This window comes from Halomonas sp. 113, assembly GCF_904067645.1.
GTDB lineage: Bacteria > Pseudomonadota > Gammaproteobacteria > Pseudomonadales > Halomonadaceae > Vreelandella > Vreelandella titanicae.
The window spans coordinates 5,248,218-5,271,022 of the sequence record NZ_LR881453.1; the positions used below are offsets into that span (position 1 = coordinate 5,248,218).

The window sequence follows — 22,805 nt, forward strand, 5'->3', positions numbered from 1 at the left end:
ACCGGATGCCTGAGACATAACCCACCGGCAGGCTGATGATGGGCAGTGTATAAATAGCGACGCAATGAAATTAGGCTCCGCTAGAAAGCCGTACCTTAAACTAAAACAAGAATAGTGTGGGAGAGGTGTTGGATGCCACAAAAAATCAGACCCCGCATCAGCAGGGTCTAAGGACACAAGACTTTGACAATGACTAGCGCTAGCTTCCTTTCCTTTTGCGGGGCTGCTCCAACCTTGGAATTTAACCCTGACCAACGCTCTGATTGTCGTTTGATTCATTCCTTGAATCGATATGCATCCGTATCGGTGTGACACGCTTTCGCGTGTTTAGCTCACGTGTTAATCGTAATATATTTCTTCAGAATTGCAAATTTTTGTTACCAAACGTTTCCGTCGCCTTCATCTTGCGTTAAATCTTTCGGAGAGTATTCGGCTTGAGCGCTAGTGCGATGCGACTCTGCCTTGATGACTCGAGGGCGGTCGCCTTCGTCATACATCAAATCAGAGGGGCTAAATTTAGCCTGACCCGAGGTATGATGTGATTGAGCTTGAATAGGCTCATCGTCAACGGTCAAATCTTGATTTGCTTCGATGGACATATTGGCAAAGGCAAGCGGGCTTGCCAGCAAACCAAAAGAGAGGCCTACGACGGCTGCTTTTTTAACAAAATCGTTAAACATACTATTTACTCCTGGTGACCGTTTGATACCGCTGAAGTGAAGTGAGAAGGGCTCTCTGGCCAGATCTCACTGCGGCTAGCTTCACTACCTCTAGAGAGCATATGTAATGCCAACTCTCTTATAAAAATAGAATACTTATATAAATCAATAATTTAAAATAAATACATTGCGCACAATTATACACCGCTAAAAACAAAAGCACGCTAATTACATGTGCACTAATGACACATGCGCAAAACTGTCTGTGCCTTTATGACACACTCAGCAAAATAAAAGGCTCGATGCCAACAAAGCGCTACGGCATCAATTCATAAAAAACAAAACATGGCATTGGATAGAGAGGCGCAAAGAAAGATCGGCGGAAAAGATAGGGGAGAAAGTAGCGGGGGGATAAGCGAGATAAAAAGTAGGCAGCAAAAATTAGGCCCCGCATTGCGGGGCCCGATATCAGAATTGGCTATAGGTAATAACTAACGCTAGCTTCCACTCCTTGTGCGGGGCTCCAACCTTGGAATTAACCCTGACTAGTGTTCTGATTGCCTACTGATTCATCCGTGAATCTTAAAAGCATTCTTGCTTTTGTAACATCCTGTTAATCGCTTATTCATTCTCTGAAAAAGCTTTTAATGATATCTAAAAGGTCATTGATAATTAGCTACCGCCATTTTCTTCTACAAGCTCATCCTTATCATACTCAGCATCGTCTGAGTGACTGCTTGATTGCGGATCCATGTCGCTGGCACCATCACCTTCGTCATGGGTTAAATCGTCAGTCATGTCTGTTGTATCACTGCCAGTTGAACTACCGGTACCTTGGGAATCCATCGGTTGCTCGTCAGCGGTAATACCTTGGTTTTCGTCAATCGCCGAATTTTTATCGGTTTGTGCAAAAGCTAATGGGCTTGCCATCAGACCAAAAGATACACCTAAAATGCCAGCTTTCTTGAGAAAATCCTTGGACGTCATATCCTACCTCCGGATCGCTGTTTAGTACTGCTTAATGAAGAAAGAAAGGCTTACTGAGAAGCCAGCAATTCCTGCGGTCATCTTCCTTCAATCTGTACTCTGCAGAAGGCATGCCAAAAAACTGAAGAATATAAATAAAAACAACAAAATCATATTCTTACTTAAAAATAAGTTATGCCAAAAAGGCATCAACTGAGTCACGACACAACGCTTTGAGCTGTGTAAAAATGGCACATGGGTAAAGCTTTACCAACCTTGCATGCCAATATTGCACATTGTTACAAATATTATGCGATGGGATGACTTGCTAAATTAAACAAGACGCGAGGGGGGGAAGGCGCAGCGAAACAACGCACCCTTGCCGGGAAGGGACTCAATTTGTAGTTGCGCATCGTGGCGCAACAGCACGTGCTTAACGATCGCCAAGCCTAAACCTGTGCCGCCAGTCGCAGTGCTGCGCCCCTTATCAACACGGTAAAAGCGTTCAGTTAGTCGGGGAATATGAACGGGATCAATCCCTTCACCGTTATCTTCCACATCGATATAGCCGCCACCAGTAGCGCTAGCTTTCCAACGCAGGGTGATTTGGCTGCCAGCAGGCGTGTAGCGAACCGCATTAAAGGCAAGGTTAGAGACGGCGCTGCGAATCTCCTGTTCACTGCCTAACAGTCGGGCATCGCTCTCAAGGGCGACGGTAATGGTATGACGTTGATGCGATAGGGCCAGCGCATCATCACAAACGCTTTGCAGTAAAGGCTCGAGTGACAGTGGATGATGATCTTGGCCGCCCTGGTCAATTTCCAAACGCGAGAGCAGCAATAAATCGTTGACCAGATTCTGCATCCGCTGGGTCTGTTCCTGCATTTGCTGAATACTACGTCCCAAGCGCGGCGGAAGCTGGTCGGAGATATCACTGTAGGTTTCCAAATAGCCGGAGAGAACGGTCAGCGGCGTACGTAACTCATGGGAAACGTTGGCGACAAAGTCGCGCCGCATCTGCTCAAGACGATGCAAGCGGGTGATATCGCGAGCCATCACTAAGCGTTCGTCGTCACCGTAGAGGGTAATTTGATACTGCAGGATTCGCCGTTCATCAATCGGTGAGGTGAGCGTTAACGGCTCACTGTAGTTACGCGAATTAAAATAGCTGATAAAGCCTGGGTCGCGCAGCAGGTTGGTAATGTGTTGACCACGATCATGGGCGGTTTGTAGCCCCAGCATGGCGGTGGCGGCGCTGTTCCACCACTCCAAATCACCGTGGCGATCAAGCATGACCACGCTATCACGCATTGCTTCAGACGACTCTTGAATACGTGCCAAAGTAGCCCGCAGACGGCTTTGGGTGATGCGCTGACTTTTTTGATAGCGGTATAAACGATCGAATAGCTCGCCCCACATCCCGCGAGCGGCAGGCGGTTCATCGTTAGGGTGGAGGGTGAGCCACAAATAGAGTTCGCGTAACTGTCGTAAGTGGTAAAACAGGCATCCCGCAAGCCCTGCTGCGAGCCCCAGCCCAGCCGAGCCCAACAGCCAGCCCAAGCAAGTGCCCAGCGTGGCCAGCCACGCTATTCGCCACAGCTCACGACTCCATAAACGCACATTTACACCCGTGCAGAGAAACGGTAACCGGTACCCCGAACCGTTTGGATCAGGTTTTGATGCACGTCACCCAGCGCTTTACGCAAGCGGCGGATATGCACATCGACCGTGCGCTCTTCAACGTAAACATTGCCGCCCCACACTTGGTCAAGCAGCTGGCTACGTGTGTAAGCGCGCTCTTGGTGAGTCATAAAAAACTGCAGCAAACGGTACTCGGTGGGGCCCATTTCCAGCGCTTTGCCGTGGGCACTTACCCGGTGGCTCACCGGATCAAGCAGCAGGCCGTTAATCTCAATCGGGTCTTCAACGCCACGTGGCGTCGCACGGCGCAGCACCGCTTTTAGCCGTGCCACCAATTCCCGGGGTGAAAAGGGCTTGGTGATATAGTCATCGGCACCGGCTTCAAGCCCTTGAATTTTATTATCCTCTTCGCCTTTCGCGGTGAGCATAATAATCGGGATTTCAGCGGTGGTTTCTTCACGCTTTAGGCGTCTCGCCAGCTCAATACCGCTAGTGCCGGGCATCATCCAGTCCAGCAGCAGTAAATCGGGTTGGTGGTCGACCACCATGGCATGGGCATCCTGGGCGTTATCCGCTTCGAGCACGCGATAGTCAGCCATTTCCAGCGCTACCGCGATCATCTCGCGAATCGACGCCTCATCATCGACAATCAGAACGGTCTTGGCGGTCATACCAGAGCCTCACGGTGTTCAAAGAAACTAGTTCAAAGAAAAACAGTTCAAAGATAAACAGATCAATGACATGTCAGTGACGATAACACCATGACTTGATGACAATTACATGACAATCGCCTCGATCAGCCAGCCGCAGGCCACCAACTTAGCGCGATACCGGCAAAAATCAGCAGTCCCGACCAGTGATTATTGAGAAACGCCTGGAAGCAGGCATCCCGCTCCTGGTCGCGAATTAAGCGCTGCTGATGCAGAAAAGTCGCTGCCATTGCCGCTAGCCCTAACCAGAAGAAACCACCTAAACCAACCCACCAGCCTACCCAAGCCAGCAACCCCAGGGTGGCTAGCTGGAGTAAGCCGATAATCAAACGATCCGCATTTCCAAACAGCACGGCCGTCGATTTAATGCCAATTTTTAAATCGTCGTCGCGATCGACCATGGCGTACTGGGTATCGTAGGCCACTGTCCAGCACACATTAGCGCAGAATAGCAGCCATGCTTCCAGCGGCACGTGGCCGAGCACGGCGCCAAAAGCCATCGGAATTGCCCAGGAAAAAGCCGCGCCCAGCACCACCTGAGGAAAGTGGGTATAGCGCTTCATAAACGGATAAATAATCGCCAGCAGCACCCCGCCCAGCGAGAGCAGCACCGTAAACCAGTTGGTCAGTAATACCAGAATAAACGCAGCGGCCACCAGGGCGATAAACAGCAGTTGAGCTTCGGTTTCGCTGATACGGCCCGTCGCTAGCGGACGTTGTTTTGTGCGTTTCACATGCCCATCGAAGTGGCGATCCGCATAGTCATTGACCACGCAGCCCGCAGCGCGCATCACATAAACGCCGGCCACAAAAATCAGCAGCACATTTCGCCCTGGTACACCTTCCGCAGCCACCCATAATGCCCACAGCGTCGGCCACATCAAAAGCCATGTGCCTATCGGCCGATTCAAGCGCATCAGCTGTAAAAAATCTGCCACGCGAGCCCATCCCTTCGGCCGCAACAGTGAACGATCCATGCTTACCTCACGAAGAATAAGATGCAGGCGCTAGCCTAGCGCGAAGGCAGGCCAAGATCATCCGCCATCGCCGTCAAAAAATACTCTTGCACTAATAATGACAGACTGCCGTGCTTACAGCCGTGATAAAAAACAGAGCGCCTTCCCCAGGCACAGCCTTCCTGTATGCCGTTGACGCTAGCAAACTGGGGGGAATGCGTCGTTACTTCCAATGGCCCACGCACTAAACCCGGCTGGCGAAATAGCCAACTACCTAGCGAGCGCTCGCCCAAGCACTCTAGCCGTTGGCCCTTTACCTGTGAGAGCGGGGCGACCGAGCGCGCCACCACCCATGGCGTTCCATCTAAGCACAGCGCCACTTCCCGCAGCCAGGCGTAACGCTTGGCACCAATGCCCAGCGCCTGAGCCTCATCCTGGCGCGGCCAACCAACCCCCTGGCGCAGCAGTCGTACTCGAAACGGCTTCTCGCCACCTGCGACCATTAAGCGGGCGGTTAACGAGTCGGTGGAGGCAACCCACTGCCACCAGGAAGCACTCATCGCCGGGCGCGCCGCATCAATCGGGCGCCAGCGGGAAAATAGAGGAGTTTGCCGAAAAGCAGCAGCCGTCACCGAGTTCTCCAGGGCAATTAACGGGTTGGCTAGTGTAACATGGGCACTGAAAGGCTTTTGTTTCAGCAACTTTTTTAACGACTCGGTTTAGCGCTTCTTTTTTCGCAATCTTATTTAGCAACTTTTTTGGTGTCTGCATGCCCGCCACCCAAACACAAAAAACGTCTTCTCACGCTGCGCTAGTGATTATTGGCACTGGAATGGCAGGGGTTGGCCTTGCCCGGGCGTTGCGCCGATTGGGCGACCAACGCTCAATCACGCTGGTGAGCGCTGACAGCGGCGATGATTACAGCAAGCCGTTGCTCTCCACCGGCTTCGCCAAGGGCCTCGCGCCCGAACAATTAGCCCAGCGCAGCGCTACTGACCTGGGCGAAGAGCTAAATGCCCAAATGGTTATCCACACCCAGGTAACCGCACTGGATGTGGATAACCAAACAATTCTGCTTGAAGACGGCATGGTGCTCGGCTACGACACACTGGTACTGGCCACTGGCGCTGCACCACGGGCGCCCTTCAGCGTTGAGCCCAGCGTAGCCCCACGCTGCTTTACCATTAACGACCTGGATGACTACCGCCGCTTTCACACGGCGCTAGGCCATGGCCCTGCACGGATGGCGATTGTTGGCGCGGGGCTGGTCGGCTGTGAATTTGCCAACGACCTCCACGCTGGCGGCCATCGTGTCAGCCTCATTGCCCCAGAAGGAACCCTACTTCCTCGCTTGCTGCCACCGCCCTTAGGGAACGCCCTAGGCGATGCCTTTAGCGAAGCAGGTATCCATCTTCACCTTGCACGTTCGATTGATTCGATAGCGGCCGAAAGCGGCGAAGATATCGTATTACGTCTGGATAACGGCGACGCTGTCAGCGCTGATCTCGTGTTGATGGCAACCGGCCTTGCACCTCGCACAGCACTTGCCGAATCGGCTGGTTTAAACGTATCACCTGGCGGTATAGTCGTTGACCGCCAGTTGCGTACATCGCACCCCAATATCTACGCCCTAGGCGATGCAGCCTGCGTAGACGGTGTTAATGCCATGTACGTGCAGCCACTACAAGCCAGCGTTAAGGCGCTGGCGGCAACCCTTTCAGGCGCGCCCACGCCGGTTAGCTTCGGTGCTTGGCCGGTAGTGGTTAAAACGCCGCTGCTACCAGTGGTGGCCTACCCGCCAACGAACACGCCTGAGCACTGGCGAATTGAAGGCGAAGGCGGGGATATCAGTGCCTTGGCTGAAAATAAAGACGGTCGTTTGATTGGTTTTGCGTTGACAGGCGGCTGCGTGAGAAGGAAAGTGGAGCTTTCCAGAGCAGCACCTGCACTGCTAGGCTGATTTTCGTCGCGTTCACGACTAGGCTAGAGAAGTTAACCTAATCGGCTACGCACCCAACAACATGCATTTGTTTGATGTTTGATTTCTTTTAAAAAGGGGAGATTCCTTATGCGCAAACCTGAACTCGCTGCAGCCATCGCTGAAAGTGCCGACCTATCCAAAGATAAAGCTGGCCAAGTGCTGAACGTTATTCTGGATGAGATCACCAACAGCGTTGCTAAGGGCGAAGATGTCGCTTTGATTGGTTTTGGTACCTTCACGGTACGTGAGCGCGCAGCACGTACCGGCAAAAATCCGCAAACCGGTGCCCCGCTGCAGATTCCGGCCAGCAAAAACGTTGCCTTTAAGCCAGGCAAAGGACTTAAGGACGCCGTTTCTTAATGAAGCTCAAGCTGACGCTGTGGCTACTGGGCGTACTGCTCAAACGTGCCCTGCGCCGCAAGCCGCGCTTTCGTGAACAGTTAGAACGCATGCGCGGCCTGGACTGGGGGATTGCCACGGAAGATCTAAGTATTGCCCGCCACTACCGGATGACACCGAAAAGTATCAGTACCGGCAAAGGGCTGCCTGTGGACTTAGATCTTGAGCTACGCTTCCGTGATCAGAATACCGCCTTGAAAGTGCTCAAAAAGCCAACACAGCAGGCCTTTCTCGACGGCATGATAAACGGCGACGTGCGCTTAGTGGGTGATTCCGCCGATATGAATAAGCTGCAAAAACTACTCAAGTATTTGTAGCGGTTTACGATTGGCATAGGGTAACGGCTTAGATTAAATAAATTTAGGCTGAACAAGGTAGAGGTATAAAAGCTATCGATGGACATACCTCATCAACGCCTCGTTTACTTTCGCGTTACCCTTGAGTCTGGCTCCGTGCGCCGCGCAGCGGCGCGCTTGGATATTGCTCCCTCGGCGGTAAGCCGGCAAATTGCTTTGCTGGAAGAAGCCTTGGGAGCGACGCTTATGGAGCGTCAGCGCGACGGCATTTCGCCTACTCCGGTAGGCGAAATGCTGCTTGAGTACTGCGAGCGCCGCGGCGCCCTTGATGAAGGGTTTATTGCGTCACTTGAATCCTACCAACGCATGGAAACCGGCAAGATATCGCTTACCGTCGGAGAAGGGTTTGTCAGTGACCTAGTAGCCTCCCCACTGCATGAATTTACCCAACGCTATGCAGGCATTCAGCTCGATATCCATACCGCAGGCACCTCGGGCATTATTGACGCTGTTGTCGGCGATCACAGTCATATCGGCTTGATGTTCCATGAGCGTACCCATCCCCAGCTGCGTTTCTGGTCATCTACTCCTCAGCCACTCATGGCAATTCTGCCACCCGACCACCCCTTAACCAGCCAAACGTCACCGCTCACCCTGACTCAGCTTAGCGACCAGCCCATGGCCATGTGGGACACCACTCATGGGGTACGTCAAATGGTCGACCAAGCATTCCAGCAGTCACGCATAGTCCCACGCATGGCGATGAATACCAACTCAATGGTGATTCTGGCCCAATATGTGCGCAGCGGTATGGGGATTACACTGCTACCCGCCTTTGCCGTCGCCCACGATTTAGAGCTCGGCACGTTAGTGGCGCGCCCGGTAGATAATCCGCTTTTTCAGCGCTCCCAGGCCCACATGGTCACGCGGGTAGGCCGCCAACAGCCCAAGGCCAGCATTCTGCTGCTACGCCACCTGCAGCGCTGGATGCAGGCGTTTCGCGCCCCAGGCTCGGTAAGCGATCAACCAACACCACTGCCGTAACCGAACGCCACACTGGCTTCAGGGGCTGTTTCCACCCAGACGCTTTGCGGCACCGTATATTCGCGCAGGCCATCCAAGCCGCTGGAGCGACCGAAGCCGCTATCGCCAAAGCCACCAAACGGTGACATCACGCTGATCGCCTTATAGCTATTGATCCATACCGTACCAGCACGCAGTTGCCCAGCTACGCGATGCGCTCGCGCTACGTCCTGGCTCCAAACGGCGCCAGCCAAGCCAAAGCGGGTCTCGTTGGCGAGCTGAATGGCCTGATTTTCATTGTCAAAGGCCATGGCCACCAGCACCGGACCGAACACTTCTTGTTGAGCAATCTCCATATCCGGCGTGACATCGACCAGCACGGTAGGGGCGATAAAGTAGCCCTGAGCCTCGGTAGGTAATCCCTCTGGCCGTTTACCGCCCGTTAACAACGTTGCGCCAGCGGCTACCGCCGCGTCGATCATGCGGGTGACCTGCTCAAATTGGCGGTGATTCTGCAAAGGCCCCATGCGGGTCGCTTCATCGTTAGGCAGGCCCACCGAAATCCGCTCCGCCGCCCGCGCCAAACGGCTGGTGACTTGCTCAAACACCGGGCGCTCGATCAACAGCCGCGAGCCCGCCACACAGCTCTGGCCGGCGGCGGCAAAAATCGCCGCTTGGGCACCGGCGACGGCTTCGTCCAGCTTGGCATCGGCAAAGACGATATTGGCAGATTTGCCCCCCAGTTCTAACACGCTGGGCACCAATCGGCGTGCGCCGGCTTCAGCAATCATGCGGCCACTCTGGGGAGAGCCCACGAATACCAGCTTGCTGATAGTGGGATGATCGGTCAGCGCTGCACCGGTCGACTTGCCCAGCCCATTGACGATATTGATCAACCCTTTAGGGAGCCCCTGACCGAACTTTCCAGAGCATTCAAGCAGCTTGGCAATTACCACCGATGAGAAGGGCGTCAGTTCGGAAGGCTTCAGTACTACGCCGTTGCCCGCTGCAATCGCCGGGGCCAGTTGCCAGGCGCAGGTGAACATCGGCGCGTTCCAGGGGGTAATTTGCCCCACCACGCCGTAAGGCACGTGGCGTACATAGTTAAGGTGCGAGGTAGGCACTGGAATCACTTCGCCGTGCTGCTTGTCGCACCAGCCCGCGTAGTACTCAAACATTTCCCGCACTTTGCCTACTTCAGCGCGGCAGTCGCGAATCGGCTTACCGGCAACGACGCTTTCTAGCTGCGCCAGCGCCTCTTCATGGCCCTCCAGCCCGCGTATTGCAGCATTCATGCGCCGTCCACGCTCGCTGGCGGTGAGCGCCATCCATTCACGTTGCCCACGCGTAGCCGCTTGAGTAGCACGCTCAATCAACGCCGTGCCCGCATCACAATAGCTCACCAGGGCTTCGCCGGTGGCCGAATTGATCAGGGTGATTTCCTCACCCTCCCCTGCGACTAATGCCCCATCAATCCAGTTGCTTAGCGGCGTGGCAGCGGCTAAGCCGAAACCTTTAAGCAGTTCAGCAAGATGGTCACAGGCATATTGGCTAAGTGAGTTCATTGGTTGCCCTCCGCTTGGCTGCCACGCGCTAATATCGGCGTGGTGATATGGTTAAAGTCGTCGCTATCAGCTGGCTGTTCGGGGTTCGCATGCCAAGCATCAACAACAGCTTGTAGCAACGGCAAGGGGATACCGAGTTGCTCAGCGGCATCCCGGGCCAAACGTAAATCCTTACGCATCAAACCGGTGGTAAAGCCTGAGTCGAAACGCTCACTCAACACCCACTCTGGGAAGTTCACCTCGCTGACCGCGCTGCGCCCCGAGCCACTGTTAAGGCCCGCCAAGCAGGCCGCGGGGTCAACGCCCGCCTTGACTGCCATAGCAACGGCTTCGGCGGTGGTTAACAAGTGCGCGGCACACAGGTAGTTATTGGCAAGCTTGACCACATGGCCGCTGCCCGGGCCGCCCACATGGGTACGCTTGGCCGACATGGCTTCCAGCATCGGCAATACCCGCTCAATGGTGGCGACATCGCCTCCTAACAGCATCCCTAGCTTGCCGCTGGCAGCGCCTTTCGGGCCGCCGCTGACCGGGGCATCCAACCATAGAAGGCCCGCTGCGGTTACTTTTTCGGCCAGTTCACGCGTCACGGCGGGGTCACTGGTGGAGGTATCGACAATCACGCTACCTTTCGGCGCAAGGTCAAGCAGGCCTGGCGATTGCTCGATCACCTCACGCACATGGGCAGAGGTGGGCAACGACAGCAGGTAAACGTCGCTAGCGGGTAATTCTTCGGGAGCCACAACGGTTAGTCCTTGAGCAGCAAGACGCGATCGCGCTTGCTCAAATACATCGCTACCCGTTACTTCAAACCCTGCTGCTTTGAGGGTGAGCGCCATATTGCCGCCCATCTGCCCCAAACCAATGACGGTAATCGATAAAGGGGTGGTGACTAAAGACATAGTAAAGCTCCTTTAAACGTCATGAAGACGCTATGTTCCGGGTAGACGCTCCCCTACCCAGAGGGCATCAGAGAGCGAATAACGTGTATTAAGTCAGGAATTTAGACGAGTAACGCCCTTACCAGCTCCACCCAGTAGCGCGTGCCCAGCGGCAGCAACGCGTCGTTAAAGTCATAGCGGGGGTTATGCAGCGAAGCGGACTCCTCGCCATTGCCCATCCAGATATAGGCACCTGGGCGCTCGGCCAGCAGGAACGAGAAATCCTCAGAGGCCATACTGGGCGGCGGGTTGCGCACCACATTGTCGCTGCCGAGTAAGCTTTCCAGCACCGAGGCGCAGTGCTGGGCATGTTCAGGGGTATTGATAGTGGCGGGATAGCAGCGCTGGTAATCCAGCTCAACGGTTAAGCCGTGAAACTCTGCCAAGCTGGCAATCGCCTGCTTAAAGCGTGCCTCCAAGTGCTCTTTAAGCGCCATATCAAAACAGCGCAGCGTGCCGCGAAGCGCCACCTGTTCGGGAATCACATTGAAGGTATCCCCCGCGTTAATACTGGTAATACTCAGCACGGCAGATTTGTCTGGCGGCGTTTCGCGGCTCACCAGCCCTTGCAGTTGGCTGATCAGTTGGCAGCTCGCCAACACCGTATCAGTACCTAAATGGGGCATCGCCGCATGGCAGCCCTTGCCAGTCAGCGTCAGGCTAAAGATATCGAAGGCGGCCATGACGTCGGTATCGTGCACCGCGGCGACGCCTACGGGCAGACCCGGCCAGTTATGCAAGCCGTACACGGCATCCATGGGAAAGCGCTCAAACAGGCCCTCTTCAACCATCACCCGCCCGCCGCCTGCGTTCTCTTCGGCGGGTTGAAAGATGAACACCACCCGGCCTTTGAAATCCGGCTGCTGCTTTAACGCCCAGGCAGCGCCCAACAGCATGGTGGTGTGTCCATCGTGGCCGCAAGCGTGCATTTTGCCCGGCGTTTGCGACGCGTAGGCAAGCGCAGTCTCTTCACGAATATCCAAGGCGTCGATATCGGCCCGCAGGCCGATGGTTTTACCTTCACCTTGTTGACCATCCAACGCGGCTACCACACCCGTTCCGGCAATCCCGGTGGTTACCTCAAAGCCCCACTCAGTCAGCAGCTCGGCAATGCGTGCGCTGGTGCGGTGCTCTTCAAAAGCCGTTTCCGGGTGCTGGTGAAAATCATGGCGCCACGCTTTTAGTTCTGCGTGATCCGGTAAGTCTACTGAAGCAGTCATCGTCTTATCCTTAAAGCATCACATGGGCGACAACAGCAGAGCCAATAAAGGTACCGGTAAAGACCAGCAGGGCCACAATCACCAGCTTCCAGCCAGTCTGCTTGAACATGGCAAACTCACGACCGGTAAGCGCCAGCCCTGCGTAGGCCAATACCGGCGTGACCACTGCCAGGAAATCCACCTCGGCCAACCGTGCGATGATCCACCCATTACCCGGGAAGAACGGCAGCGTCGCGATAATACTCACCAGCGACACCCAGGCCACGCTGGGCAGGTAAAAAGGGCAAAACCGCCCAACCACCAAGCCGATAATGACCATGACATAGAGAATCAACATGCCGGGCAGCGCATCTAATAAAGGTGAACCGTTGACGATATTGCTAAACCACGCCGCCACACACACTGCCGCCAGTACCAACGCGGTTTTGCCTAGCTGATTTTCGGGACGTAGCTCTTTTAACGCCTCAGCATCGAACTGATCGATTGGGCTCTCATGAGTTTTCATGGCTAACCTCCTGGCGCGAGCCTTTTAAGCGCTTGTACATCCACTCGGTGATCGGTAGCGCGATAAATAGCGAGATATACAGACCGGTGGCGTAGGTAAGCAGGTTGCTTGCCCCGGCAAAGGCGAGTAGTTCGTCTTTGGATGCGGGTACCGCTTCAGCTAAAGCTGCTGAACACGCCGCCACCATACTGCCACTGCCCACCCCGCAGGCCATGGCCAGAGCACGAATATCGAGAATATCCAGCGAGGCGATGTAGCCCGCCATTAAGGCGAAGTAGAGCGTACCGAACATGGTGCCCACTACGTAAACGCCCATAATGCCGATACCTTCAGGGCTTCTCAGCCCGTAACGGTCTGAAATAATGGCAATATTGGGCTCACGGGCGATAGAGTAAGTGGCACCGATCGCTTCACGTCCCATTTTGAGGACTAATACTGCAAAGGGGAGAGCTATGAGCATGGTGCCCAGATTACCCAATTCCTGGAGAATCAGTGCAGGGCCGGCGGCGATGATCTGCTCGATCGCTGGGCCAATGGTGGAACCGAATTTGGCGATAAACGGCAGGATGGCGATTAGAATAATCGGGCCAGCCGCATTGCTGACCGGCTTGGGAATGACTTTGCCCATTGCCGAAAAAAGATGAGGGTTGAACAGAACGCCAATGATAAAAGCATAGAGCAGCGGTAGTAACAGCAGCGTTCCAGGCCCGAGGGGGATACGTACGATGCCGACCCACTCGGCAAACATCGACGTCACGATCACCGCTAGGTGAAGACGCCAGTCCAGCAGTAGTTTGAGATCCATAGGAGTGTCCCTGTTTTTTTTAGAATCACTCCGAGTATCGAAAGGTTACTGTTTCAATCATAGGGCTTTAGTGCGCTAATTTTTAGAACACTCAATCGTTGAGCGCTGAGGTAGCGACATCCAACGCCTACGCATTTATACTAAAGTCTAACAACCACCTATAAGAGCCTTTATGCCCATATCTTTGCCGCTACGGCGCCTTTGGACTCTCGATAAATTCGCCTACAGCCTGCGCGTCTTTATAGCGTTCAGCGGTGCGTTGCTATTTAGCGGCTTAATGGGCGATGTGGCGCTGGTCATTCCGCTTTTTCTCGGCATTATCGCCTGCGCGCTGTCTGAAACTGACGACAGCTGGCAAGGCCGTCTTCAGGCACTGCTGGTAACGCTGGTGTGTTTTACGTCAGCTTCCTTTATCGTGCAGTGGCTATTTCCCTGGCCGTGGCTATTTGTAGTGGGCCTGGGGCTTTCGACCTTTTGCCTGATTATGCTCGGAGCAATCGGACAGCGTTATGCCACCATCGCTTCCGGCACGCTAATACTCTCGATCTACTCGATGATCAACATCGAGCAGCACGGCGGGGTGGATGAAGACGTGGCGGCGCGCCAACTGCTGCTGTTGGCTGGAGCGGTGTGGTATGGGCTAATTTCGGTGGTGTGGTGCGCACTGTTCTCGCGCCAACCGGTCAAGCAGAGCATGGCACGGGTGTACAAAGCGCTGGGTGAGTTTCTGATACTGAAATCGGCGCTGTTTGAACCGGTGCGCGGTGTGGATGTGGAAGCCCGCCGGGTGGCCTTGGCGCGCCAGAACGGCAAAGTCGTCGCTGCGCTCAATCAAGCCAAAGAGATGATTTTTAGGCGGCTTGAAGGCCAGCGCGGCGACCAAAAACTCAACCGCTACCTGCGTATCTACTTTATTGCCCAGGATATTCACGAACGCGCCAGCTCCACCCATTACCCCTACAGCGCGCTCAGCAAAGCCTTTTTCCACCACGATGTGCTGTTTCGCTGCCAGCGGCTGCTGGATCAACAGGGGCGCTCCTGTCGTCAGCTAGCCAAATCGCTGCTACTCAATAGACCGTTTGATCATCAGCAGAGTGAAGAGGCGCTGGCTGACCTGCACGCCTCGATTGAGAACCTGCGCGGCCGTGGCAAGCCCGAGTGGCGCCCACTGCTTTACCCATTGAGCGCGCTGGCAGAGAACCTGGCCACCCTGGAAAATCAGCTCGCCAGCGCCCACAACCCCGGCGTCAGCGATGAGCGGCGCGACAGTTCGCTGTATGACCGCTCGCCGTCGAGTCTGCAGGAAGCGTGGAAGCGGGTGCGCCTAAACTTTACTCTCGGCTCCCCCACTTTTCGCCATGCAGTGCGGCTCTCCATTGCCCTCACGACCGGCTATGGGCTGATGCAGTGGATCGACCCCGAGCAGGGCTTTTGGATTCTGCTGACCACGTTGTTTGTTTGCCGACCCAACTTTGCCACCACACGGCGGTTTTTGTCCCAACGGATAATGGGCACGGTACTTGGCTTGGTAGTGGGCTGGGCGTCGATCAGCCTCTTTCCGCACCCGCTGGTGCAGAGCATGATAGCCGTGGCCGCCGGGGTCTCGTTCTTCGCTAACCGCGAAAAACACTATGTAATCGCTACTGCCTCTATCACCCTGCTCGTGCTGTGCAGCTTCAACCAGGTAGGCGACGGCTATAACCTGATCCTACCGCGGCTGCTCGATACCCTGCTTGGCTCACTCATCGCCGGCTTAGCGGTGTTTTTTATTCTGCCCGACTGGCAGGGTCGCAGGCTTTATCGCGAAGCCGCCAACGCGCTCAATAACCACCGCCGCTACCTGGAGGAGATTATCCACCAGTACGAGGAGGGCAAGCAGGATGACTTGGCCTATCGCCTGGCGCGGCGCAATGCCCATAACGCCGATGCAGCGCTCTCCACCCTGCTCACCAATATGCTCCATGAGCCGGGGCATTACCGGAAACTGGACGCGGACAACGGGCTGCGCTTTCTGGTGCTCTCCAATACCCTACTCAGCCACCTCTCTGCACTGGGCGCCCATCGCCACCAGTTGGCAGACGATGAAGACGATGCCACGCTAGTGCCGGTAGCAAAACGTATTGGTGAGCTGCTGGGACAAATCGCCGAGCGATTAAACCAGCGCCAGTCGATTGAGCCACTAGCGGATCAAGCTGCCGAGTTATTAGCCCAGCTAGAAGAGAAAAGTGCGCTATCAGCAGATGAAAAAGCCGTCACGCTCTACCGCCCTATCCAAAGCCAGCTACGCCTTATTACCGAGCAGCTCGCCCCGCTGGGTGAAGCTGCGAATCGTCTGGTGGGAAGTGAAGAGCATACGCCAAGCACCGCTAGCGTCTAACCAAGCTAACTACACCTGCCCATAGCGCCCTGCCGCCTCGCCAAGCCAGCGGCGCACCAGGACAGCGGTAACGTCTGGGCTGCCCTGCAGCGTTTGGGCCATGGCCGTTACCCGCTCTAGCAGGTCGGCATCGCGTTCCAGGTCGGCAATTTTCATCTGCGCAAGGCCGGTTTGGCGGGTGCCGAGCACTTCGCCGGGGCCGCGGATTTCCAAGTCTTTCTCGGCGATGCGGAAGCCATCGGTGGTTTCGCGCATGACCGCCAAGCGCTGGCGGGAGCTTTTCGACAGCGGCGGGTGGTAGAGCAGCACACAGAAGCTTTCCGTGCTGCCACGCCCTACCCGGCCGCGCAGTTGGTGCAGTTGGGAAAGCCCCAGACGCTCGGGGTTTTCGATAATCATCAGGCTGGCGTTGGGTACATCCACTCCCACCTCGATCACCGTGGTAGCCACCAGCAAATCCAGCTCCCCCGCTTTGAAGGCGGTCATCACCTCGGCTTTCTCGCTCGACTTCATGCGCCCGTGAACCAAGCCCACCGCCAACTCGGGCAGCGCTATGGTTAGCTCATCGCGGGTAACCTCGGCCGCCTGGCACTGCAACGCCTCGGATTCATCGATCAGCGTGCACACCCAATACGCCTGACGACCTTCGCTGCAGGCCAGCCGAATACGCTCAACCACTTCAGGGCGGCGTTCGTCGGGCACCACCACGGTTTTTACCGGTGTACGGCCGGGGGGTAGCTCGTCGATCACCGAGACATCCAGATCCGCGTAGGCGCTCATGGCCAAAGTGCGCGGAATCGGCGTGGCAGTCATGATCAACTGGTGTGGGGTTAGCCCGCCCGCCTCACCCTTCTCGCGTAACGCCAGGCGCTGATGCACGCCAAAGCGGTGCTGCTCGTCAATGATCGCCAATCCCAGGCACTGGAAGTGCACGTCGTCCTGAAACAGTGCGTGAGTGCCCACCACCATACGCGCACGCCCATCGGCAATCGCCGCTTTAGCATCCAGCCGCGCCTTGCCTTTGAGCTTGCCCGCCAGCCATGCCACTTCGATCCCCAGCGGCTCAAACCAGGCTTTAAACGAGCGGTAGTGCTGCTCAGCGAGGATTTCAGTCGGCGCCATGATCGCCGCCTGGCAGTTGCCCGCCAGGGCGCTCAGCGCGGCCATGGCGGCGACCACGGTTTTTCCCGAGCCGACATCGCCCTGGATCAGCCGCAGCATCGGTGCCGGGCGACTTAAATCGTGGCTGATCTCCTCCAGAACGCGGCGCTGGGCACCGGTTAAGGCAAACGGTAATTGGGCCAAAAAGCGCGCCTGCAGACTGCGCCCAGAGGGTAGCGTCGGTGCGCCATCCGCCTGAATACGCAGGCGAACTTCGCGCAAGCTTAGTTGGTGGGCGAGCAGCTCTTCCAGCGCCAGCCGCCGAGTGGCCGGGTGCTGGCCACTGGTCAACTGCTCTATATTCACATCGGGAGGCGGCTGGTGCAGCAAGTGCAGGCTGGCGTGTAGGCCTGGCAACTGAAAGCGTTGAAGCAGGGCATCGGGTATTACATCGGGCAAGGCCTCGGGGGCGCTGTCCAGTAAACCGAGCGCCTGCTGAGCCAGAGCACGCAGCCGCGGCTGGTTCAACCCTTCGGTGGTGGGATAAATAGGCGTGAAATACTCCTCCACCGGGGTCTCACTACCGCCACTGAGCCGGTATTCCGGGTGGTAGATCTCTAAACCGGTCGCCCCAGCCCGCGCTTCGCCAAAGGCGCGCACGGTCGCACCTGGGCGCATCTGTTGCTGCTGGGCCGGTGAGAAGTGAAAAAACCGCAGGCTCAAAATACCGCTAGCATCACGCAGGCGCACCAGCAGGCTGCGGCGGCGCCCTTTGACTACGTCGCAAGCGGTCACTTCGCCCTCTATCACCGCCTCCTGACCTGCACGCAGCAGGCCAATAGGCGTAAGCCGCGTGCGATCCTGATAGCGCAGCGGCAGGTGGAACAACAGGTCGCTTACCTGCTCGATACCCAATCGACCCAGTTTCAGCGCCAGCGCTTCGCCCACGCCCTTCAGCGCGGTGATGGGCGCGGAAAGATCACTCATAGGGCGCTTTTCACGGCTTTAGTAGGTTGGCGGCAGTGGCTGATCGCCTGAATCAGCGCCTCAATAGCCTTGGGACGGGGAAAGCTCGCCCGCCAGGCGATCGCCACGGTGCGCGACGGCGCAGGTTCCACAAATGGTCGACTGGCCAGCATGGCATTTTCATACTGGTCGGTGCCCAACGCCGACTGCGGCAGCACCGTAATACCTAATCGAGAGGCCACCATATGGCGAATGGTTTCCAGCGACCCGCCTTCGGCGATCAGCGTATTGTTGGGGCTGTTGAGTTTTTGGGTAATCGCCGGGCAGGCTTCCAGAATTTGATCCCGAAAACAGTGCCCTTCGCCGAGCAGCAGCAGGCGCTCTTCGAGTAAGTCCTCTTTATTGATCGCCTCCCGCTCGACCCATGGGTGGTTAGCGGGAATGAGAACTTCAAAGGCTTCGTCGTAGATTGGCTTGGTGACCACATCGGTTTCAGTAAACGGCAATGCCACAATAATCACATCCAGCTCACCGCTTCTTAGCTTGGCGCGCAGCGTACCGGTCATGCCCTCTTCAATATACAGCGGCATTTGCGGGGCCGCGTTCGCCAGGGCAGGCACTAGATGGGGAAACAAGTAGGGCCCAATGGTGTAAATAGCCCCAATGCGCAGCGGGTTGGCCAACTGATCTTTACCCGCACTGGCGAGCTCAAAAATCAGGCTGCTCTGCTCCAGCACACGCTGGGCCTGGGCGACGATTTTTTCACCCAGCGGGGTAACCTGGACGGTGGATTTGGAACGCTCAAAGAGCGGCGTTTCGAGCTCTTCTTCCAGCTTTTTCACCGCCACCGAGAGCGTGGGCTGTGAAACGTGGCAGCGTTCCGCCGCACGGCCAAAGTGACGCTCCTGGGCAAGGGTTACGATGTAGCGAAGTTCTGTTAAAGTCATAGCGGTGCCAGTGGCATCCTCTCGTAGCAGCTCGTGACTAGGGCTTGTATGAAAAAAGTAAAGTGGTGTATGCAAGGCCTTGCATCATGACAGTCAGCGAGACGGAAAAGGACAAGCAAGCTCTGCCGTCGGTCTTCTCAACCGACAATATCTCGGTTCAATGTCATCGTTGGTAGAGACTTTGCATCTAATAGGGAATATTAATCAAGAGGAGTGAGCACGGTGAAGCTAACCGTACTGATTATCGGCTGTGGCGATTTAGGGATCAACCTTGGGCGCGAGCTGCTTGAGGAAGGGCACCAAGTGATTGGCCTACGCCGCAACGTGGAAGCCTTAAAAGACACCGGCATTACACCGCTGGCGTTAGATCTGGATAGCCTTGAAGAGGCCGATGACAAAAGCCTGCCCCAGGCTGACTATGTGGTCTATACCGTCAGCGCTGACCGTTTCGAAGAGAGCGCGTATCAAAGCGCCTATCCGGAAGGTTTAAAGCGCGTGCTGAGCGTGATGGAGCAGCACAAAACGCCTCCACGTAGGGTGTTTTTCGTCTCTTCAACTAGCGTGCATGGCCAGCAGGAGGGCGAGGTCGTTAACGAAGAGAGCCCCACCGACCCCACTAGCTTCTCTGGCACCCTAATGTGCGAGGCTGAGCAGGCGCTGATCAATCACCCCCTGCCGGGCACGGTGATTCGCTTTTCCGGCATTTACGGCCCTGGCCGCGATCGACTGATTCATCAGGTTGCTGAAGGCCGCGTGGCTGCGATCACTCCTGTGGTCTACTCCAATCGCATCCACCGCGACGACTGCACAGGTATTATTGCCCACCTGATTCGCTATCAGGAGCGCGGTGAGACGCTGGATGATATCTACCTGGGCAGCGACTGCGAACCGGTCACCATGCATAACGTAATGATGTGGCTGGCCGAGCAGTTAAAAGTAGAGGCCACAGAGACCATGCAGTCCCCTTTACGTCGGCGAACGAGCAAACGCTGCGATAACCAGCGCATATTGAGCACTGGTTATCAGTTCCGCTTTCCCAGCTACCGCGAAGGCTATGCACAGGTACTCAAAGAGGGCGGCTTTCTAGAGCTAAACAAAGCCTAGTCACCGATAACCATCACCGCTTCCGCTTCCACCTGGCTGCCTTTGGGCAGTGCTTTGACGCCAACGGCGGCGCGGGCGGGGAAAGGAGCGGTGAAGAACTCCTCCATGACTTGGTTAACAATCGCAAAGTTATCCAAGTCCACCAGGTACAGATTCAGCTTCACGATATCGCTTAGCGAACCCGCCGCTTCTTCGCACACTGCCTGAAGGTTAGTGAAGACTTGGCGTGCCTGAGCTTCAAAATCCTCTGACACAATCGCCATGGTCGCAGGATCCAACGGGATCTGACCAGAGAGATAAACCGTGTTGCCCGCTTTAATAGCCTGGGAGTAAGGGCCAATAGCCGCGGGGGCTTTGCTGGTGTTGATAACGGCCTTATTGCTCATACGTTGTTTCTCTCCTGTAATGGGTAACACTTAATTATTTGATACTGAAAAATAACGATCGCTGCCGATTTATATCAGCATGTTGTTATATATAGTATTAATTAGCGAGTCGGGTAATTTTGCCAACGTTGGGAAGGTTACGGATGCGTTTAATGATGCGTGCCAAATGCACACGACCTTTCACCGACAGCGTCAGATTGACGGTGGAAAGGTGGGCATCGCGCTCTTCAATACCAATCCGCTCAATATTGGCATCGGCATCGGTGACCAGCCCGGCAAGCTCTGCGACTAGCCCACGACGGCTCTCAATTTCGATACGCAGCGCGACCGGGAAATCTTCATCGATGGTGTCCGACCACTCCAGCGCGAAGAGCTTATCAGGGTCGTTTTTATCGGCGAAGTTCTTATCCACTACGTTTTTACACTCAGCGCGATGCACCACCAACCCTTTGCCTGTGGAAAGGTGGCCCACCACGGGGTCGCCTGGTAGCGGATGACAGCAGCGCGCAAAATTAATCACCATACCTTCGCTGCCGCTGATCATGACGGCTTTGCTGCCCTCCCCGCCTACAGGGTGCTCATAGCTTTCGCCATGCGCCGCAGCCACTAGGCGGCGTGCCACCACGTGGGTCATGCGGTTGCCCATTCCGAGCGACTCCAACAGAGCATCTTCAGAAGAGACATCCAACTCTTTGAAGGCGCGCTTAAGGGCGCTCTCATCCAGTTCTTCCAGGCTGGTATCGAACGGCGCCAGGGCTTTATTGAGCAACCGTCGTCCCAGCATGACCGCTTCGGTCTGCTGCTGATATTTAAGCGCGTGACGGATTGCCGAACGCGCCTTTGCGGTGGTCACAAAATTGAGCCAGGTAATATTGGGCTTCGCACCGGGGGCGGTGATAATTTCCAACGTCTGACCACTTTCTAAGCGCGTCGAGAGCGGCGCCAAATGGCGATCAATGCGGCAAGCGATACAGTTATTGCCGATATCCGTGTGCACGGTGTAGGCGAAGTCGATTACGGTAGCGCCCTGGGGCAACTCCATAATATCGCCTTTAGGCGTGAAAACGTAGATGTCGTCGGGGAACAGGTCATTTTTAACGTGCTCGATAAACTCCAGCGAGTCGCCGGCGTGGCGCTGCATTTCCAGCAGGCCCTTAACCCAGGCGCGAGCACGTGCATGGCTGCCCTCGGCAATCGGATGGGAAGTCTGCCCCGCTTTATAAAGCCAGTGGGCAGCGATACCGTTATTGGCCATGGCCTCCATTTCACGGGTGCGTATCTGCACCTCAATGGGCATACCGCGGGAACCAAACAAGGTGGTATGCAGGCTCTGGTAACCGTTAGCTTTGGGAATCGCAATGTAGTCTTTAAAGCGCCCCGGTACCGGCTTATAGAGGTTATGCACCACGCCTAGAATACGGTAGCAGCTGGCCACATCTTCGGTAATGATGCGAAAGCCAAACACATCCATAATTTCGACAAAGGGCTTACGCTGGTCGCGCATTTTTTTATAGATCGACAGCAGATGCTTTTGGCGTCCAATGACGGTGCCATTAAGTCCGTCATCGTCCAGGCTTTTTTGCAGGGAGGACTGTATTTCGCGCATGGCACTACGCCGGTGCCCCCGCGCTTTGGCAACCGCACGCTTGATGCGCTCCGAGCGCATGGGGTGAATCGCCTGAAAGGAGAGATCCTCAAGCTCGATACGAATCGTATTGATACCCAGCCGCCCGGCAATTCGCGCGTAAATTTCCAACGTTTCACGGGCGATGCGACGCTTTTTATCTGGGCGTAGGGCGCCCAGGGTGCGCATGTTATGCAACCGGTCAGCCAGCTTGACGATGATAACGCGAATATCCCGCGACATCGCCAGCACCATCTTCTGAAAATTTTCCGCCTGGGCGACGGCTTTGTCTTCAAAGGTGATTTGGGTAAGTTTGGATACCCCATCTACCAGCTCTGCTACCGGCTTGCCAAACTGAGCCTCCAGGGCTTTTTTGGATACCCCGGTGTCTTCGATAACGTCGTGCAGCATGGCGGCCATCAGGCTTTGATGATCCATGTGCATATTGGCAAGAATATTCGCTACCGCCAGTGGGTGGGTAACGTACGGCTCGCCGGAACGCCGCCGCTGGCCGTCGTGGGCCTGCTCAGCATAGTAAAAGGCGCGTTTGACCTGCTGGATCTCATCCGAGGGTAAATAGCCGCCGAGTCTATCGGCCAGGTCATCAATGGTGAACATCTACCGCGCCTCTAT

21 protein-coding genes are annotated in these 22,805 nt (G+C 55.7%); 6 read left to right on the top strand and 15 right to left on the bottom strand.

Annotation, left to right across the window (positions count from 1 at the left end; translation table 11 throughout):
- Positions 1 to 377: 377 nt before the first annotated feature.
- The 6 genes from YERSI8AC_RS24400 to YERSI8AC_RS24425 form a co-directional block, all read right to left on the bottom strand.
- Positions 378 to 680: a hypothetical protein gene (locus YERSI8AC_RS24400; protein ID WP_159177804.1), complete on the bottom strand. Its 303-nt coding sequence runs from the start codon at positions 678 to 680 to the stop codon at positions 378 to 380.
- A gap of 651 nt (positions 681 to 1,331) precedes the next feature.
- Positions 1,332 to 1,646: a hypothetical protein gene (locus YERSI8AC_RS24405; RefSeq protein WP_159177805.1), complete on the bottom strand. Its 315-nt coding sequence runs from the start codon at positions 1,644 to 1,646 to the stop codon at positions 1,332 to 1,334.
- Between the two features lie 312 nt (positions 1,647 to 1,958).
- On the bottom strand, positions 1,959 to 3,245 hold the full coding sequence (gene phoR / locus YERSI8AC_RS24410) for a phosphate regulon sensor histidine kinase PhoR (RefSeq protein ID WP_009286296.1): 1,287 nt from the start codon (positions 3,243 to 3,245) through the stop codon (positions 1,959 to 1,961).
- A gap of 2 nt (positions 3,246 to 3,247) precedes the next feature.
- Positions 3,248 to 3,937, bottom strand: a complete 690-nt coding sequence (gene phoB, locus YERSI8AC_RS24415) for a phosphate regulon transcriptional regulator PhoB (protein ID WP_009286297.1) — start codon at positions 3,935 to 3,937, stop codon at positions 3,248 to 3,250.
- A gap of 125 nt (positions 3,938 to 4,062) precedes the next feature.
- Positions 4,063 to 4,953 carry a 4-hydroxybenzoate octaprenyltransferase gene (ubiA, locus tag YERSI8AC_RS24420; protein WP_009286298.1) on the bottom strand — a complete coding sequence of 297 codons (891 nt, stop codon included), beginning with the start codon at positions 4,951 to 4,953 and terminating at the stop codon, positions 4,063 to 4,065.
- 35 nt (positions 4,954 to 4,988) lie between these two features.
- On the bottom strand, positions 4,989 to 5,564 hold the full coding sequence (locus YERSI8AC_RS24425; protein WP_022521107.1) for a chorismate--pyruvate lyase family protein: 576 nt from the start codon (positions 5,562 to 5,564) through the stop codon (positions 4,989 to 4,991).
- 137 nt (positions 5,565 to 5,701) lie between these two features.
- Here YERSI8AC_RS24425 and YERSI8AC_RS24430 point away from each other — a divergent pair, with 137 nt between their 5' ends.
- From YERSI8AC_RS24430 to YERSI8AC_RS24445, 4 genes are all read left to right on the top strand, one after another.
- On the top strand, positions 5,702 to 6,892 hold the full coding sequence (locus tag YERSI8AC_RS24430) for an NAD(P)/FAD-dependent oxidoreductase (protein WP_159177806.1): 1,191 nt from the start codon (positions 5,702 to 5,704) through the stop codon (positions 6,890 to 6,892).
- A 108-nt stretch (positions 6,893 to 7,000) separates the two neighbouring features.
- Positions 7,001 to 7,273: an HU family DNA-binding protein gene (locus YERSI8AC_RS24435; RefSeq protein ID WP_007112276.1), complete on the top strand. Its 273-nt coding sequence runs from the start codon at positions 7,001 to 7,003 to the stop codon at positions 7,271 to 7,273.
- On the top strand, positions 7,273 to 7,629 hold the full coding sequence (locus tag YERSI8AC_RS24440) for a hypothetical protein (RefSeq protein WP_022521104.1): 357 nt from the start codon (positions 7,273 to 7,275) through the stop codon (positions 7,627 to 7,629). Before YERSI8AC_RS24435 ends, YERSI8AC_RS24440 begins: the two co-directional genes overlap by 1 nt.
- A 78-nt stretch (positions 7,630 to 7,707) precedes the next feature.
- Positions 7,708 to 8,652: a LysR family transcriptional regulator gene (locus tag YERSI8AC_RS24445; protein WP_159177807.1), complete on the top strand. Its 945-nt coding sequence runs from the start codon at positions 7,708 to 7,710 to the stop codon at positions 8,650 to 8,652.
- Here the strand turns inward: YERSI8AC_RS24445 and YERSI8AC_RS24450 are convergent.
- The 5 genes from YERSI8AC_RS24450 to YERSI8AC_RS24470 form a co-directional block, all read right to left on the bottom strand.
- Positions 8,631 to 10,196: an aldehyde dehydrogenase family protein gene (locus YERSI8AC_RS24450; protein WP_159177808.1), complete on the bottom strand. Its 1,566-nt coding sequence runs from the start codon at positions 10,194 to 10,196 to the stop codon at positions 8,631 to 8,633. The two genes, YERSI8AC_RS24445 and YERSI8AC_RS24450, sit on opposite strands and share 22 nt — an antisense overlap.
- Entirely contained in the window at positions 10,193 to 11,098 is a 906-nt protein-coding gene (locus YERSI8AC_RS24455; protein ID WP_159177809.1) for an NAD(P)-dependent oxidoreductase, read from the bottom strand. The genes YERSI8AC_RS24450 and YERSI8AC_RS24455 overlap by 4 nt, the downstream gene beginning before the upstream one ends.
- Before the next feature lie 101 nt (positions 11,099 to 11,199).
- Positions 11,200 to 12,357, bottom strand: coding sequence for a M20 aminoacylase family protein (locus YERSI8AC_RS24460; protein WP_041157427.1), 1,158 nt, complete (start codon positions 12,355 to 12,357; stop codon positions 11,200 to 11,202).
- Between the two features lie 10 nt (positions 12,358 to 12,367).
- A complete protein-coding gene (locus YERSI8AC_RS24465) occupies positions 12,368 to 12,862 on the bottom strand; it encodes a hypothetical protein (RefSeq protein ID WP_022521100.1) in 495 nt (164 codons plus the stop codon).
- Positions 12,849 to 13,667 carry a DUF3100 domain-containing protein gene (locus YERSI8AC_RS24470; RefSeq protein ID WP_159177810.1) on the bottom strand — a complete coding sequence of 273 codons (819 nt, stop codon included), beginning with the start codon at positions 13,665 to 13,667 and terminating at the stop codon, positions 12,849 to 12,851. The genes YERSI8AC_RS24465 and YERSI8AC_RS24470 overlap by 14 nt, the downstream gene beginning before the upstream one ends.
- A gap of 172 nt (positions 13,668 to 13,839) precedes the next feature.
- Between YERSI8AC_RS24470 and yccS the strand changes: the two genes are divergently transcribed.
- Entirely contained in the window at positions 13,840 to 16,044 is a 2,205-nt protein-coding gene (gene yccS / locus YERSI8AC_RS24475) for a YccS family putative transporter (RefSeq protein ID WP_159177811.1), read from the top strand.
- A 9-nt stretch (positions 16,045 to 16,053) separates the two neighbouring features.
- Here yccS and recG read toward each other — a convergent pair whose 3' ends face one another.
- Both recG and YERSI8AC_RS24485 read right to left on the bottom strand, forming a co-directional pair.
- A complete protein-coding gene (gene recG, locus YERSI8AC_RS24480; RefSeq protein ID WP_027958725.1) occupies positions 16,054 to 18,132 on the bottom strand; it encodes an ATP-dependent DNA helicase RecG in 2,079 nt (692 codons plus the stop codon).
- A complete protein-coding gene (locus YERSI8AC_RS24485) occupies positions 18,129 to 19,058 on the bottom strand; it encodes a hydrogen peroxide-inducible genes activator (protein WP_022521096.1) in 930 nt (309 codons plus the stop codon). The genes recG and YERSI8AC_RS24485 overlap by 4 nt, the downstream gene beginning before the upstream one ends.
- Positions 19,059 to 19,280: 222 nt before the next feature.
- Between YERSI8AC_RS24485 and YERSI8AC_RS24490 the strand changes: the two genes are divergently transcribed.
- Complete coding sequence (locus tag YERSI8AC_RS24490; RefSeq protein ID WP_159177812.1) at positions 19,281 to 20,162, top strand: SDR family oxidoreductase; 882 nt, start codon at positions 19,281 to 19,283, stop codon at positions 20,160 to 20,162.
- Here the strand turns inward: YERSI8AC_RS24490 and YERSI8AC_RS24495 are convergent.
- Positions 20,159 to 20,548: a RidA family protein gene (locus tag YERSI8AC_RS24495; RefSeq protein ID WP_022521094.1), complete on the bottom strand. Its 390-nt coding sequence runs from the start codon at positions 20,546 to 20,548 to the stop codon at positions 20,159 to 20,161. The two genes, YERSI8AC_RS24490 and YERSI8AC_RS24495, sit on opposite strands and share 4 nt — an antisense overlap.
- Positions 20,549 to 20,645: 97 nt before the next feature.
- Positions 20,646 to 22,790 carry a RelA/SpoT family protein gene (locus YERSI8AC_RS24500; RefSeq protein WP_041157433.1) on the bottom strand — a complete coding sequence of 715 codons (2,145 nt, stop codon included), beginning with the start codon at positions 22,788 to 22,790 and terminating at the stop codon, positions 20,646 to 20,648.
- Between the last annotated feature and the right edge of the window lie 15 nt (positions 22,791 to 22,805).